Origin of the sequence: Streptomyces sp. Je 1-79 (genome assembly GCF_025195125.1) — a bacterium.
Classification (GTDB): Bacteria; Actinomycetota; Actinomycetes; order Streptomycetales; family Streptomycetaceae; genus Streptomyces.
In genome coordinates this window covers 263,620-278,375 of record NZ_JAMGSL010000006.1, presented here as the reverse complement: position 1 = coordinate 278,375, position 14,756 = coordinate 263,620, and the positions used below count along the sequence as shown (strand labels likewise).

Genomic DNA, 14,756 nt, shown 5'->3' with positions numbered 1-14,756 from the left:
TGAGCAAACATTCACCGTGAGGTCTGGCGGGTGATCGCGAACACATTGAAGACTCCCCGGAACACCGGGCGTTCGGCCTCCTGGCCGGTGCCCCGCAGTTGTTCCACCAAGCCGCTACCCGCGGCGGGCAAGGGCCGGCTACCGGCGGCCGAGAGGGGTCCTCACCACGATGACGGCACCACTGCACGAGACGAACGTGGTCGATTCGACCACCGCCGTCGACGCCGTGCCCGACGCGCCGCCGGGCAAGACGATCGAGGGACGTTCCCCCTGGCAGATCGCCTGGATGCGACTGAAGCGGGACAAGCTCGCGCTGGCCGGCGGCGCGATCGTGGTCTTCCTGGTCATCGTCGCCGTCCTCGCGCCCGTCATCGTGGGTCTGCTCGGCCACCCGCCGGACGAGTTCCACGAGGACCAGATCGACCCGCTCTTCGGCACCCCGATCGGCGCGTACGGCGGCATCAGCTCCGACTTCCTCCTCGGTGTCGAGCCGGTGAACGGCCGTGACGTCTTCAGCCGGATCATCTACGGCGCCCGCATCTCGCTGCTCGTCGCCTTCCTCGCGGCCATGTTCGCGGTCGTGCTCGGCACGGTCCTCGGCGTCGTCGCCGGCTACTTCGGCGGCTGGGTCGACGCGGCGCTCAGCCGCGTCATGGACGTCATGCTCGCGTTCCCGCAGCTTCTCTTCACCATCGCCCTGGTCTCCGTGCTCCCCAACGAGCTGCTCGGCTTCTCCGGTTCGGGAGTCCGCATCGGTGCGCTGGTGGTCGTGATCGGCTTCTTCGGCTGGCCGTACGTCGGCCGGATCGTGCGCGGCCAGACCCTGTCCCTGCGCGAGCGCGAGTACGTGGACGCCGCCCGCAGCCTGGGCGCCGGCCGCCTGTACATCCTGCGCCGGGAGCTGCTGCCCAACCTGATCGCCCCGATCATGGTCTACGCGACCCTCATGATCCCCACCAACATCCTCACCGAAGCGGCCCTCAGCTTCCTCGGCGCGGGTGTCAAGCCGCCCACCGCTTCCTGGGGCCAGATGTTGTCGACGGCCATATCCACCTATGAATCGGACCCCCTGTTCATGGTGATTCCCGGCCTCGCGATCTTCATCACCGTTCTGGCGTTCAACCTCTTCGGCGACGGCGTGCGTGACGCGCTCGACCCGAAGGCCGCTCGCTGAGCACCTGCTGACCGCCCGCACGCTCGTACAGACCCGCCCCTGCCGCTGGTGACAGGAGGCAATCAACACCGGCGGACCGTCGTGACGGCCGCCACTGAACCGGAGGTTGCGAGACCATGACTCTGAACAGCTCTCAGCGGCGCAGAATCGCCGCGGGCGCGCTGCTCGCGGCGGCCACGATGGTCGTCACCACCGCCTGTGGTGGCGGCAGCGGTGACGGTGGCGACAAGGGCAAGACCGGCGCGGCCGGCTTCAACGCCGCCGTGAACAAGGTCGCCAACCCCTCCGACAAGAAGGGCGGCGAGCTGAAGTTCATCGGCTCGCAGGAGGCCGACTCGTGGGACCCGCAGCGCGGCTACTACGGCTTCGTGTGGGACTTCGCCCGCTACTACACGCGTCAGCTGGTCACCTTCAAGGCCGAGCCGGGCGCCGCCTCCACCGAGCTGGTCCCCGACCTCGCGACCGACGCCGGCAAGGTCTCGCCCGACGGTCTCACCTACACCTTCACGCTGAAGGACGGGGTGACCTGGGAGGACGGCAAGCCGATCACCTCCAAGGACATCAAGTACGGCATCGAGCGCATCTGGGCCCAGGACGTCATCTCCGGCGGCCCGATCTACCTCCAGCAGGTCCTCGACCCCAAGGGCGAGTACAAGGGTCCCTACAAGGACACCTCCGCGGACAAGCTCGGCCTGAAGGCGATCGAGACCCCGGACGACAAGACCATCATCTTCAAGCTGCCGGTCGCCAACGGTGACTTCCTGCAGATGCTGGCCATGCCCGCCGCCTCCCCGGTCCGCCAGGACAAGGACACCAAGGCCCAGTACGGCCTGAAGCCCTTCTCCTCCGGCCCGTACAAGTGGCAGTCCTACACGCCCAACAAGTCGATGCTGCTCGTCCGCAACGACAAGTGGGACGCCAAGACGGACACCATTCGCAAGGCGCTGCCGGACAAGATCAGCGTCAAGTTCACCACCAACGCCGACGACATGGACAACCGTCTGGTCGAGGGCGAGTACGACCTCGACATCAACGCCACCGGTGTCGGCGCGGCGGCCCGTGCCAAGGTGCTCCAGCAGCACAAGGGGAACGCGGACAACCCGCAGACCGGCTTCATCCGCTACGCGGTCTTCCCGCAGACGGTCATCGACAACGTCGAGTGCCGCAAGGCGATCATCTACGCGGCCGACTCCAAGTCCCTCCAGACCGCCCGTGGCGGCCCGCAGGCCGGTGGCGACATCGCCTCCAACATGCTGCCGCCGGCGATCAAGGGTGCCGACCCGAAGGCCGACCCGTACGGCAAGCTGGGGGGCAAGCCGGACCTCGCCAAGGCGAAGGAGGCGCTGAAGAAGTGCGGTAAGCCGAACGGCTTCAAGACCACCATCGCGGTCCGCAACAACAAGAAGATCGAGATCGCCACCGCCGAGTCCCTCCAGCAGTCGCTCAAGGCCGTCGGCATCGACGCCCAGATCGACCTGTTCGACGGCGCCCAGACCTCCGGCATCATCGGTTCGCCGAAGGTGGTCAAGGACAAGGGCTACGGCATCATCATCATGGGCTGGGGTGCGGACTTCCCCTCCGGCCAGGGCTTCCTGCAGCCGCTGGTCGACGGCCGGTTCATCCTCCAGAGCGGTAACAACAACTTCTCCGAGCTGAACGACCCGGCCATCAACGGCCTGTTCGACTCGGCGTTGAAGGAGACCGACCCGGTCAAGGCCGGCGAGCTCTACAAGCAGATCAACACCAAGGTCTCCGAGGCCGCGGTCTACCTGCCCTTCACCCACGAGAAGAACATCATCTGGCGCTCCTCGCGACTGACCAACGTCTACACGGCCGACGCCTACAACGGCCGCTACGACTACGCGTCGCTCGGCGTCATGAAGTAAGTCGAGTCTCCATCCACCCGCTCCAACGGCGCACCACCCGCCGCTAGGTCCGAAGGGCAGGTGATGGCCGCTCACGGCGGCCGGGGATCCTGATCGGGTTCCCCGGCCGCCGGTCGGCCGACCGCATGCTTGCATATATCGTCCGACGGCTGTTCGCCGTCGCAGTGATGCTGATGGTCGTCACCCTGGTGACGCTCAGCATCTTCTTCCTCATCCCCAAGATGACCGGCAGCGACCCTGCCGCGATGTTCGTCGGCAAGCAGGCGGATCCGGCTTCCATCGAGGCCATCCGGCAGAAGCTGGGCCTGGACGAGCCGATCCTGGTGCAGTTCTGGCACTTCGTCTCCGGAATCTTCGTCGGCCGCGACTACACCGGCGGGGGCAGCACCATCCACTGCGCGGCACCCTGCTTCGGCTACTCGTTCCGTACCGAGCAGGACGTCTCCACGATGCTGGTCGACGCCTTCCCCATCACCCTCTCCATGGTCGTCGGCGCCGCCGTGCTGTGGCTGCTCATGGGCGTCTCCACCGGTGTGGTCTCCGCGCTCAAGCGGGGCACGGCAGTGGACCGGGCCGCGATGTTCACCGCGCTCGCCGGTGTCTCGCTCCCCATCTTCTTCACCGGCATGCTGTCGATGTTCGTCTTCCGCACCCAACTGGGCTGGCTCAACGCCTCGTACGTGCCGATCAGCGAGTCCTTCGGCAGCTGGTTCGGCGGACTGCTGCTGCCCTGGGTGACCCTCGCGTTCCTGTACGCGGCGATGTACGCGCGACTCACCCGCGCCACGATGCTGGAGGTCCTCGGCGAGGACTACATCCGTACGGCACGGGCCAAGGGTCTGCCGGAGCGGGTCGTGCTCGGCAAGCACGCCATGCGCTCCACGATGACCCCCATCCTGACCATCTTCGGCATGGACATCGGCGCCCTCGTCGGCGGCGCGATCCTGACCGAGAGCACGTTCAACCTTCAGGGCCTCGGCTGGATGGCCATCAAGGGAGTGACCGAGCGCGACCTGCCGCTGATCCTGGCGGTCACGCTCATCACAGCGACCTGTGTCGTCATCGCCAACCTCGTGGTGGACCTTCTGTACGCGGTGATCGACCCCCGAGTGAGGCTCGCATGACGGACAAGCTGACCAAGACCGGCGCGGCCCTGGGAGAACCGGTCGCGTCCGGGAACGCCCCGTCCGAGGCATTCCTCGACGTCCGCGACCTGAAGATCCACTTCCCGACCGACGACGGCCTGGTCAAGTCCGTCGACGGGCTCTCCTTCCAGCTGGAGAAGGGCAAGACCCTCGGCATCGTGGGCGAGTCCGGCTCCGGCAAGTCGGTGACCTCGCTCGGCATCATGGGGCTGCACACCGTCGGGCAGTACGGGCGGCAGAAGGCGCGGATCTCCGGCGAGATCTGGCTGAACGGCCGTGAGCTGCTCTCGGCCGACCCCGAAGAGGTGCGCAGGCTGCGCGGCCGCGACATGGCGATGATCTTCCAGGACCCGCTGTCCGCGATGCACCCGTACTACTCCGTCGGCGCGCAGATCGTGGAGGCGTACCGGGTCCACCACCCGGTCGACAAGAAGACCGCGCGCAAGCGGGCCGTCGAACTCCTCGACCGGGTCGGCATCCCCGAGCCGGCAAAGCGGTTCTCCAACTACCCGCACGAGTTCTCCGGCGGCATGCGCCAGCGCGCGATGATCGCGATGGCGCTGGTCAACAACCCCGAGCTGCTCATCGCGGACGAGCCGACCACCGCGCTCGACGTGACCGTACAGGCGCAGATCCTGGACCTGATCCGGGACCTGCAGAAGGAGTTCGGCTCCGCGGTCGTCATCATCACGCACGACCTCGGCGTCGTCGCCGAGGTCGCCGACGACATCCTCGTGATGTACGGCGGCCGGTGCGTGGAGCGCGGGCCGGCCGAGGCGGTCTTCTACGAGCCGCAGCACCCCTACACCTGGGGCCTGCTCGGCTCGATGCCGCGGATCGACCGCGACCAGACCGACCGGCTCATCCCGGTGAAGGGCAACCCGCCCAGCCTGATCAACGTGCCCAGCGGCTGTGCCTTCAACCCGCGATGCCCGTACGCGGACGTGCCCAAGAACGGCATCACGCGCACCGAGCGCCCGGAGCTGCGGCTCGCGCCGACGGGCGGCGAGGGCGCCGACCGCCACTACTCCGCGTGCCACATGTCGTCGGAGGAGCGGACCCGGATCTGGACCGAAGAGATTGCGCCGAAGCTGTGAGCGACAACAAGAGCACTGAGCCCCTGCTCAAGGTCAACGGCCTGGTGAAGCACTTCCCGATCAAGAAGGGGCTGCTGCAGCGCCAGGTCGGGGCGGTCAAGGCGGTCGACGGGATCGACTTCGAGGTACTCCCCGGGGAGACCCTCGGCGTCGTCGGCGAGTCGGGCTGCGGCAAGTCGACGATGGGCCGGCTGATCACGCGGCTGCTCGAACCGACGGGCGGCACGGTCGAGTTCGAGGGCGTGGACGTCTCGCACCTCGGTGTGGCCAAGATGCGTCCGCTGCGCCGCGACATCCAGATGATCTTCCAGGACCCGTACGGCTCGCTGAACCCGCGCCACACGGTCGGCACGATCGTCTCGGCGCCGTTCAAGCTCCAGGGCGTGGAGCCCGAGGGCGGGGTCAGGAAGGAGGTCCAGCGGCTGCTGGGCCTGGTCGGCCTGAACCCGGAGCACTACAACCGCTACCCGCACGAGTTCTCGGGCGGTCAGCGCCAGCGCATCGGCATCGCGCGGGCGCTCGCCCTGAAGCCGAAGCTGGTCGTCGCCGACGAGCCGGTCTCGGCCCTGGACGTCTCGATCCAGGCGCAGGTGGTGAACCTCCTGGACGACCTCCAGGAGGAGCTGGGTCTGACCTACGTGATCATCGCCCACGACCTGTCGGTGATCCGGCACGTCTCGGACCGGATCGCGGTGATGTACCTCGGCAAGATCGTGGAGCTCGCGGACCGCAAGTCCCTGTACGAGTCGCCGATGCACCCGTACACCCGCGCGCTGATGTCGGCGGTCCCGATCCCGGACCCCCGCCGCAAGGGCGCGAAGAGCGAGCGCATCCTGCTGAAGGGCGACGTCCCCTCGCCGATCGCGCCGCCGCCGGGCTGCCGCTTCCACACGCGCTGCTGGAAGGCGACGGAGGTCTGCAAGACGGTGGAGCCCCCGCTGATCGAGCTCCGCCCGGGCCAGCGCGTGGCCTGCCACCACCCGGAGAACGCGGACGGCCTGACGGTGCCGGCGGCGCGGGAGTCGGTGGAGGTGTCGGTCGCGAAGCCGCAGGCGCAGGCTCCGGAGGCTCCGGAGGCGTCGGCCAAGGACGCCGAGGACGCTGAGAGCGCCGGGAACACCGAGGGCGACGCTCCGAAGGCGTGACCCCATGACAAGGCCCCCGCCGCCCCACGGCAGCGGGGGCCTTGCCGTGCGCGATGCGCGCCCGGGCCGCCGTCGCGGAGGGCCCGGGACGGGGCCGGGACGGGGCCGGGACGGGGCCGGGACGGGGCCGGGACCGGCGGAGAGCGCCGTCCGTTGCCGTCGCCCCCGCGGGGACCCGTCACAATGGTCGCCGTGTTCCACGATCTGTTCAGTCCCTCCGTTCAACACGCCCTCGACCTCGTGGGCATCTTCGTCTTCGCCATCTCGGGCGCCCTCCTCGCCGTCCGCAAGAACTTCGACGTCTTCGGCATCGCGGTCCTGGCCGAGGTCACCGCGCTCGGCGGCGGGCTCCTGCGCGACATCATCATCGGCGCCGTACCCCCCGCCGCCTTCACCGATCTCGGCTACTTCCTCACGCCGCTCGTCGCCACGGCCCTCGTCTTCTTCCTCCACCCCGAGGTCGAGCGCACCCAGACCGCCGTCAACGTCTTCGACGCCGCGGGCCTCGGCCTCTTCGCCGTCACCGGCACCATCAAGGCGTACGAGTACGGGCTCGGCCTCACCTCCTCCGCCGCGCTCGGTCTCGCGACCGCCGTCGGCGGCGGCGTCCTGCGTGACGTGCTCGCCAACGAGATCCCCTCCCTCCTCCGCTGGGACCGCGACCTCTACGCCGTGCCCGCGATCGTCGGCGCCACGATGGTCGTCCTCTGCATCCGCTTCGACGCCCTCAACGCGTTCACCAGCGGCGTCGCCGTGCTGCTGGCCTTCGTGCTCCGTCTGCTCGCCATGCGCTTCCACTGGCGCGCGCCCCGCGCCTGGAACCGCCGGTCCTCCGCGCGCGAGGAGCCGGAAAAAGCTACCGCTCAGTAGCATCCTGTTGTACCGTCGGAGATATGAGCACGAGCATCGAGACGATCGCGGGGACGAGCGAGTTCGACCGCGACACCGCCGTCACCCTCCGCGTCCCCGGCGTCTACGACGCCGACCTCTCCGCAGGCTGGACGATCATCCACGCCGTCAACGGCGGCTACCTCCTCGCCCTGCTCGGCCGCGCTCTCGGCGACCACCTTCCGCATCCGGACCCGTTCACGATCTCGGCGCACTACCTCACGCCGTCCGTTCCCGGCCCCGCGGTGATCCGCACGGAGACCGTCCGCACCGGCCGTACGCTCTCCACGGGCCAGGCGTCCCTCTTCCAGTACGCCGAGGACGGCACCGAGGTCGAGCGCATCCGGGTCATCGCCTCCTACGGCGACCTGGACGCGCTCAGCGACGACGTCCGCACCTCCGCGACGCCCCCGGCCATCGCGCCGATCGACCAGTGCTTCGGCCCGTCCGACGGCCCGCGGCCTCCGATCCCCGGCTCCAGCGCCATCACCGACCGCCTCGCCATCAAGCTCGACCCGTCGACCGTCGGCTGGGCGATCGGCGCGCCCTCGGGCAAGGGCGAGATGCGCGGCTGGTTCGGCCTCGCCGACGGCCGCGAGCCTGACGCGCTCTCCCTGCTCCTCACCGTCGACGCGCTGCCGCCGACCTCGTTCGAGCTGGGCCTGAAGGGCTGGACGCCGACGGTCGAGCTCACCACGCACATCCGCTGCCGCCCGGCCCCGGGCCCGCTGCGGGTCTCGATCACCACCCGGAACCTCGCCGGCGGCTTCCTGGAGGAGGACGCCGAGGTCTGGGACAGCGCGGACCGCCTCGTCGCCCAGTCCCGCCAGCTCGCCCGCGCCCCACGCGACTGACCAGGACGACCGGGACGACCAGGGCGACGAGGACGTGCGCCCCGGGCGGCCGGGTCCGTCGCATGCGCGGTTAGCGTGAGCCGGTGAAGTCCGACCGGCTCCTCTCCCTCCTCCTGCTCCTCCAGACGCGGGGCCTGGTCCCCGCCTCGGAGCTCGCCGAGCGCCTCGAAGTCTCCGTACGCACCGTGTACCGGGACGTCGAGGCGCTCTCCGCGTCCGGGGTGCCGGTCTACGCGGAGCGCGGCCGGTACGGCGGCGTCAGGCTGCTGCCCGGCTTCCGTACGGACGTCACGGGGCTGACGGCGGACGAGTCCCGGGCCCTCTTCGTCCTCGCCTCCCAGGGCGCCCACGCCGCCCTGGGCCTCGACCGGGCCCTCGGCTCCGCCCTCCGCAAGGTCATGGCCGCCCTCCCCGAACCCCACCGGCCCGCCGCCGAACTGACGAGCCGCCGGATCCTCGTCGACCCGGACCGCTGGATGCGCGTGCCCCGTCCCGCCGTCGACCTGGACGTCCTCGACCGGGCGGTCCTCGTGGACCGGCGCGTACGGCTGCGGTACCGCGGCAGCGGGGCGCCGGCCCCGAAGACGTACACGGTGGACCCGTACGGCCTCGTCGTGAAGGCAGGCGTCTGGTACCTCGTCGCGGACCATCGCGCGCGGCCGCGGCTCTTCCGCGCCGACCGGGTGCACCGGGCCGAACAGCTCGACGACCCCGTGCGGCGCCGGGACGGCGTGGAGCTCGCCGAGGTCTGGGAGGAGCTGCGCCGCCGCGTCGAGACCCGCCCGGCCGGCGTCCTGGTGCGGGCCAGGATCCGGCGCGACCGCCTGGACCGCTTCCTGCGCCTCCACGGCGACCGGCTGACGTCACCGCCGCCGGAGCCCGAGGGGGAGTGGACGGAGGTCGAACTGGCCTTCCCCGAAGCGGGCGACGCCCGCCCGCTCCTGGCCCTGGGCGGCAGCGTGGAGGTCCTCTCCCCGCCGGAGATCCGCACCCTGCTGGCCCGGGCAGCGGCCGAGATCCTCGCCCGCCACACCGACCCGGACGCCCCGCCCGCCTGACGGCCGCACGGACCGGGCGAGACGCGCCACACCGACTCGGACGCCCCGCCCGCCTGGCGGCCGCACCGACCGGGCGAGACCGCCGGCCCGGCGGACGGGTCTCGCGGCCGCCCCCCCCGCCACGGGGCGCGACCGGAGGGCCGCGTCCCTCGTGGCCGCCCCCTGCCACGGGGGCGTGACCGGACGGCCGTGTGCGCCCTCGTAGAATCGAGGCACCATGGCTTACCTCGACCACGCCGCGACCACGCCCATGCTTCCCGAGGCGATCGAGGCGATGACCGCCCAGCTCGCCGTCACGGGCAACGCCTCCTCCCTGCACGCGGCCGGCCGGCGCGCCCGGCGGGCCGTCGAGGAGGCGCGCGAGACCCTCGCCGCCGCCCTGGGGGCGCGGCCCAGCGAGGTCGTCTTCACCTCCGGCGGCACCGAGGCCGACAACCTCGCCGTCAAGGGCCTGTACTGGGCCCGCCGTGCCGCCGACCCCGCCCGCACCCGCGTCCTCGCGAGCCCCGTCGAGCACCACGCCGTCCTCGACGCCGTCGACTGGCTCGCCACGCACGAGGGCGCCACCGTCGAGTACCTCCCCGTCGACCGCTACGGCCGCGTCCACCCCGACGACCTGCGCGAGGCGATCGCCCGCGAGCCCGGGACCGTCGCGCTCGCCACCGTCATGTGGGCGAACAACGAGATCGGCACGGTCATGCCCGTACGCGAACTGGCCGACGTCGCCCGCGAGTTCGACGTCCCCCTGCACGCCGACGCGGTCCAGGCCTTCGGCCAGCTCCCCGTCGACTTCGGCGCCTCCGGCCTCGCCGCCCTGACCGTCTCCGGCCACAAGATCGGCGGCCCCTACGGCATCGGCGCGCTGCTCCTGGGCCGCGAGTACAGTCCCGTACCCGTCCTGCACGGCGGAGGCCAGGAGCGCCACGTGCGCTCCGGCACCCTGGACGCCCCCGCGATCGCCGCGTTCGCCGTCGCCGGGCAGCTCGCCGCCGAGCGGCGCGAGAAGTTCGCCCGCGAGATCGGCGCCCTGCGCGACGAGCTCGTGGCGGCCGTCCTCGCGGCCGTCCCCGACGCGATCCTCGGCGGGGACCCGGTCGACCGGCTCCCCGCCAACGCCCACTTCACCTTCCCCGGCTGCGAGGGCGACTCCCTGCTCCTGCTCCTCGACGCCCAGGGGATCGAGTGCTCCACCGGCTCCGCCTGCACCGCCGGCGTCGCCCAGCCCAGCCACGTCCTGCTCGCCACCGGCACCGACCCGGACCTCGCCCGGGGCACCCTGCGCTTCACCCTCGGCCACACCTCCACCAAGGAGGACGTGGCGGCGGTCGCCGGGGCCATCGGCCCGGCGGTGGAACGCGCGCGTACCGCCGGCCTCGTCTGAGCCGCGCGCCCCGGAGGGGTCAGACGGGCTTCTTCGACGCCTCCCGCACGAGCTTCATGTAGCGCTCCCAGTCCCAGTGCGGACCGGGATCCGTGTGGTCCGTCCCCGGCACCTCGACGTGCCCGATGATGTGCTCCCGGTCCACGGCGATGCCGTACCGGGCGCATATCCCGGCCGTCAGCCGCGCCGACGACGCGTACATCGCCGCCGTGAAGTCCTGCGGGCGGTCCACGAACCCCTCGTGCTCGATGCCGACGCTCCGCTCGTTCATGTCCCGGTTCCCGGCGTGGAACGCGACGTCGAGCTCGCGGATCATCTGCGCCACATGGCCGTCCTTACGGACGACGTAGTGCGTGGCCGCGCCGTGGCCCGGGTTCTTGAAGACCTTCAGCGCGCTCGCGTAGCTGCCCTGGACGACATGGATCACCACCCGGTCGATCGTGAAGTCGGCCGGGCGGTCCGCCCGCCGCCAGTTCGCCCGGGACGCGGCCGACCAGTCCGCGCCCTTGTGGTCGAGCTCGCCCTCCACCCGGTCCCTCTCCGTGCCGGGCAGCCGCCACCACGCGCGCGCCAGCTCGTCGCGGGCCAGTGCCGCCGTTCCCAGGACGGCCGCGCCGCCGCCGAGCAGGACGGCTCTGCGCCCCACCCCCCGCTTCTTCTCGCTCCCCATGTGCAGGACAACGCTTACTCACGCGACCGTGGTTCCCGGAGCCCCGTACCCTGGTAGCGCTATGACTCAGACTCCGCCGCAGCGCCCCCTCCGCGTCCTCGCCGCCATGTCCGGCGGTGTGGACTCCGCCGTCGCCGCCGCCCGCGCCGCCGAAGCCGGCCACGACGTCACCGGCGTCCACCTGGCGCTCTCCGCGAACCCGCAGTCCTTCCGTACCGGTGCGCGAGGCTGCTGCACCATCGAGGACTCCCGCGACGCCCGCCGGGCGGCCGACGTCATCGGCATCCCCTTCTACGTCTGGGACCTCGCCGAGCGCTTCCGCGAGGACGTCGTCGACGACTTCGTCACCGAGTACGAGGCCGGCCGCACCCCCAACCCGTGTCTGCGCTGCAACGAGAAGATCAAGTTCGCGGCGCTGCTGGACAAGGCGCTCGCGCTCGGCTTCGACGCCGTCTGCACCGGTCACTACGCCACCGTCGTGCTCAACGAGGACGGCTCGCGCGAGCTCCACCGCGCCTCCGACATGGCCAAGGACCAGTCGTACGTCCTCGGTGTCCTGGACGAGAAGCAGCTCGCCCACGCGATGTTCCCGCTGGGCGACACGCTCACCACCAAGGACGAGATCCGGGCGGAGGCGGAGGGGCGCGGCCTCGCGGTGGCGAAGAAGCCCGACAGCCACGACATCTGCTTCATCGCCGACGGCGACACCCAGGGCTTCCTGGCCTCCCGCCTCGGCCGGGCCGAGGGCGACATCGTCGACGAGTCGGGGGAGAAGGTGGGCACCCACGAGGGTGCGTACGGCTTCACCATCGGCCAGCGCAAGGGCCTGCGGATCGGCCACCCGGCGCCCGACGGCAAGCCGCGCTACGTCCTGGACATCTCGCCCGTGAACAACACGGTCACGGTCGGCCCCGTCGAGGCGCTCGACGTCACCGGCCTGACGGCGATCAAGCCCCGCTGGTGCGGCACCGCTCCGGAGGGCTCCGGCCGCTACACGGCCCAGCTGCGGGCCCACGGCGGCGAGACGGCGGTGACGGCGGCGCTCGTGGACGGCGAGCTGACGGTCACCTTCGACGAGCCGGTCCGGGGCGTGGCCCCCGGCCAGGCGATCGTGCTGTACGACGGCACGCGCGTGGTGGGCTCGGCGACGATCGCGACGACGGTACGGAGCACGGCGGCGGCGACCGCCTGAGCCCCACCGGGGCGGCGCGCGGCGACCACCGGGGCGGCGTTCGGCGACCACCGGGGCGGCGTTCGGCGACGGCCGGGGCGGCGCTCGGCCGCGGACCGGCTCACTCCTCCTCGAAGAAGTCCTCCAGGACCGGGGCCAGGACGTGCGGCGCCACCTGGTGCGTCTGGCCCGTCAGGGTGCGGTGGCGGCCCCGGGGGAGGGCCGTGGCGACCGCCAGGGCCGCGCGTCGCGTCCGGGCCGGGCTCGAACCGCCGTCGACCACGAGCACCCGCGTGTGGACCCGCCCCAGCCGCGCGGCCGGTACGGTCCCGTCGCCGAGGACCGCGTGGTCGTACGCGAGGGTGTGCGCGACGGCCTCCAGCTGCGGCAGGGCCCTCACCGGCCCCGCCGCCCCGCTCAGGAACAGCTCGACGGCGGCGCCCCGCTGCCCGAGACCGAGGAGCCCGGTCAGCCGCCGCCGGTGCGCGGCGAACGTCTCACGGGCCCCGGCCTCCGTCGAGAACGGCGGCTCGAAGACCGACAACCGCTCGATCGGCAGCCCGTCGGCGGCCGCGGCGAGGGCCAGCGCCCCGCCCGACGAGATCCCGTGCACGAAGGCCCGGCCGCCCACCTCGCCGATCAGCGCCGCCAGATCGTCGATCTCCCGCCGCACGTCGTACGGCCCGGTGTCGCCGCTCCCGCCGCGCCCCCGCCGGTCGTAGGTGACGACGGAGAAGCGCGGGGCGAGCAGGTCCGCCAGCGGCCGTTCCGTCTCGGCCGTGCACAGGGCCCCGCTCACCAGGACCACCGGCGCCCCCTCTCCGCGCCGCTCGTACGCGATCCGCGTCCCGTCCGCCGACCCGACCCGCCCCCGGACCCTGTTCAGGGTGCCGCTCATCTCGTCCATGCCAGTGCTGACCGGACGCGCCCCCGGAACTCATCGGCGGGGCAAGGAAATTCCCCGAAGAATCCTGAAGGCCGAGGTCAGGGGCGGCGGGGATACGGTGGGGTCCATGAACATCTGCGTCTTCCTCTCCGCCGCCGAGCTCGACGAGCGCTACACCGCCCCCGCCCGCGACTTCGCCGAACGCCTCGGCAAGGCGGGCCACACCCTGGTGTGGGGAGGCTCCGACGTCGGTCTGATGAAGGTCGTCGCGGACGGTGTGGAGGAGGCGGGCGGCCGGCTCGTCGGCGTCTCGGTCGACTTCCTCGCGGCCAAGGCCAGGCAGGGCGCGGACGAGATGCTCGTCGCCCGAGACCTCGCCGAGCGGAAGGCGCTGCTTCTGGCCAGGTCCGACGCGGTCGTCGTCATGGTCGGCGGCACCGGAACCCTCGACGAGGCCACCGAGGTCCTGGAGCTGCGGAAGCACGGCAAGCACACCAAGCCGGTGGTCCTGCTGAACACGGCCGGCTTCTACGACGGTCTGAAGGCCCAGTTCCGCCGCATGGAGGACGAGGGCTTCCTGCCCCTGCCCCTCGCCGACCTGGTCTTCTTCGCCGAGGACGGCGCGTCGGCCCTCGCCCACCTGGAGGCTGTGACCTCAGCGGCCGCCGCCGCGGGCATCGCCGCGCGGTGATGGGACCATGGGCCCCATGGCTACTCATGTGATCACCGGGGCAGGCTCCGGCATCGGCGCGGCGGTCGCCCGCCGGCTCCACGCGCGCGGGGACGAACTCGTGCTCCACGCGCGCGACGCCGGCCGGGCCAAGGAGCTCGCCGCCGAGTTCCCCGGCGCCAGGACCCTCGTCGGTGATCTCGCCGACCCCGACCGGCTCTCCTGGGCGTTCTCGCACCAGACCCTGCCCGAGCGGGTCGACACGCTCCTCCACATCGCGGGCGTGGTCGACCTCGGCCCGGTCGGCGAGCTCACCCCCAAGACCTGGCGCCACCAGCTCAACGTCAACCTCGTCGCCCCCGCCGAGCTGACCCGGCACCTCCTGCCCCAGCTGCGCGTCTCCCAGGGCCACGTGGTCTTCGTCAACTCCGGCGCCGGGCTCAACGCCCACGCCGACTGGAGCGCCTACGCCGCCTCCAAGCACGGTCTGAAGGCGCTCGCCGACTCCCTGCGCCACGAGGAGCACGGCAACGGAGTGCGGGTGACCTCGGTCTACCCCGGCCGCACCGCCAGCCCGATGCAGGCGAAGGTCCACGCCCAGGAGGGCAAGGAGTACGACCCCTCGAAGTGGATCGACCCCGAGTCGGTAGCGACCGCCATCCTCACCGCCGTCGACCTCCCGCGCGACGCGGAGATCAACGACCTGACAGTCCGTCCGGGACGGTAGGAAC

At 71.5% G+C, this 14,756-nt stretch carries 14 protein-coding genes; 12 read left to right on the top strand and 2 right to left on the bottom strand.

The genetic code is table 11. The features are described 5' to 3' along the window. Window positions 1–169: 169 nt before the first annotated feature. The 9 genes from M5362_RS14200 to M5362_RS14160 all read left to right on the top strand — a co-directional run bounded on the left by M5362_RS14200 (window position 170) and on the right by M5362_RS14160 (window position 10,628). A complete protein-coding gene (locus tag M5362_RS14200) occupies window positions 170–1,174 on the top strand; it encodes an ABC transporter permease (protein WP_260227855.1) in 1,005 nt (334 codons plus the stop codon). A 116-nt stretch (window positions 1,175–1,290) separates the two neighbouring features. Beyond that, on the top strand, window positions 1,291–3,060 hold the full coding sequence (locus M5362_RS14195) for an ABC transporter substrate-binding protein (protein WP_260227854.1): 1,770 nt from the start codon (window positions 1,291–1,293) through the stop codon (window positions 3,058–3,060). Between the two features lie 125 nt (window positions 3,061–3,185). After that, window positions 3,186–4,184, top strand: a complete 999-nt coding sequence (locus M5362_RS14190) for an ABC transporter permease (protein WP_260227853.1) — start codon at window positions 3,186–3,188, stop codon at window positions 4,182–4,184. After that, on the top strand, window positions 4,181–5,302 hold the full coding sequence (locus M5362_RS14185) for an ABC transporter ATP-binding protein (RefSeq protein WP_260227852.1): 1,122 nt from the start codon (window positions 4,181–4,183) through the stop codon (window positions 5,300–5,302). The genes M5362_RS14190 and M5362_RS14185 overlap by 4 nt, the downstream gene beginning before the upstream one ends. Further along, on the top strand, window positions 5,272–6,447 hold the full coding sequence (locus M5362_RS14180) for an ABC transporter ATP-binding protein (RefSeq protein WP_261365981.1): 1,176 nt from the start codon (window positions 5,272–5,274) through the stop codon (window positions 6,445–6,447). The genes M5362_RS14185 and M5362_RS14180 overlap by 31 nt, the downstream gene beginning before the upstream one ends. Window positions 6,448–6,639: 192 nt before the next feature. Next, complete coding sequence (locus M5362_RS14175; RefSeq protein ID WP_260227850.1) at window positions 6,640–7,317, top strand: trimeric intracellular cation channel family protein; 678 nt, start codon at window positions 6,640–6,642, stop codon at window positions 7,315–7,317. A gap of 23 nt (window positions 7,318–7,340) precedes the next feature. After that, on the top strand, window positions 7,341–8,189 hold the full coding sequence (locus M5362_RS14170; RefSeq protein ID WP_260227849.1) for a thioesterase family protein: 849 nt from the start codon (window positions 7,341–7,343) through the stop codon (window positions 8,187–8,189). 83 nt (window positions 8,190–8,272) lie between these two features. Next, window positions 8,273–9,247, top strand: a complete 975-nt coding sequence (locus tag M5362_RS14165) for a YafY family protein (protein WP_260227848.1) — start codon at window positions 8,273–8,275, stop codon at window positions 9,245–9,247. Between the two features lie 217 nt (window positions 9,248–9,464). Continuing rightward, on the top strand, window positions 9,465–10,628 hold the full coding sequence (locus M5362_RS14160) for a cysteine desulfurase family protein (RefSeq protein WP_260227847.1): 1,164 nt from the start codon (window positions 9,465–9,467) through the stop codon (window positions 10,626–10,628). 19 nt (window positions 10,629–10,647) lie between these two features. Here the strand turns inward: M5362_RS14160 and M5362_RS14155 are convergent, their stop codons facing one another. Then, entirely contained in the window at window positions 10,648–11,298 is a 651-nt protein-coding gene (locus M5362_RS14155) for an N-acetylmuramoyl-L-alanine amidase (protein WP_260227846.1), read from the bottom strand. A 61-nt stretch (window positions 11,299–11,359) separates the two neighbouring features. Here M5362_RS14155 and mnmA point away from each other — a divergent pair, with 61 nt between their 5' ends. Beyond that, on the top strand, window positions 11,360–12,490 hold the full coding sequence (gene mnmA, locus M5362_RS14150; protein ID WP_260227845.1) for a tRNA 2-thiouridine(34) synthase MnmA: 1,131 nt from the start codon (window positions 11,360–11,362) through the stop codon (window positions 12,488–12,490). A 100-nt stretch (window positions 12,491–12,590) separates the two neighbouring features. Here the strand turns inward: mnmA and M5362_RS14145 are convergent, their stop codons facing one another. Continuing rightward, window positions 12,591–13,376, bottom strand: a complete 786-nt coding sequence (locus M5362_RS14145) for an alpha/beta fold hydrolase (RefSeq protein ID WP_260227844.1) — start codon at window positions 13,374–13,376, stop codon at window positions 12,591–12,593. A gap of 106 nt (window positions 13,377–13,482) precedes the next feature. Between M5362_RS14145 and M5362_RS14140 the strand changes: the two genes are divergently transcribed. Together M5362_RS14140 and M5362_RS14135 are read left to right on the top strand one after the other, a co-directional pair. Next, complete coding sequence (locus tag M5362_RS14140; RefSeq protein ID WP_260227843.1) at window positions 13,483–14,046, top strand: TIGR00730 family Rossman fold protein; 564 nt, start codon at window positions 13,483–13,485, stop codon at window positions 14,044–14,046. Between the two features lie 7 nt (window positions 14,047–14,053). Continuing rightward, window positions 14,054–14,752: an SDR family oxidoreductase gene (locus M5362_RS14135; protein WP_260227842.1), complete on the top strand. Its 699-nt coding sequence runs from the start codon at window positions 14,054–14,056 to the stop codon at window positions 14,750–14,752. Window positions 14,753–14,756: the final 4 nt, after the last annotated feature.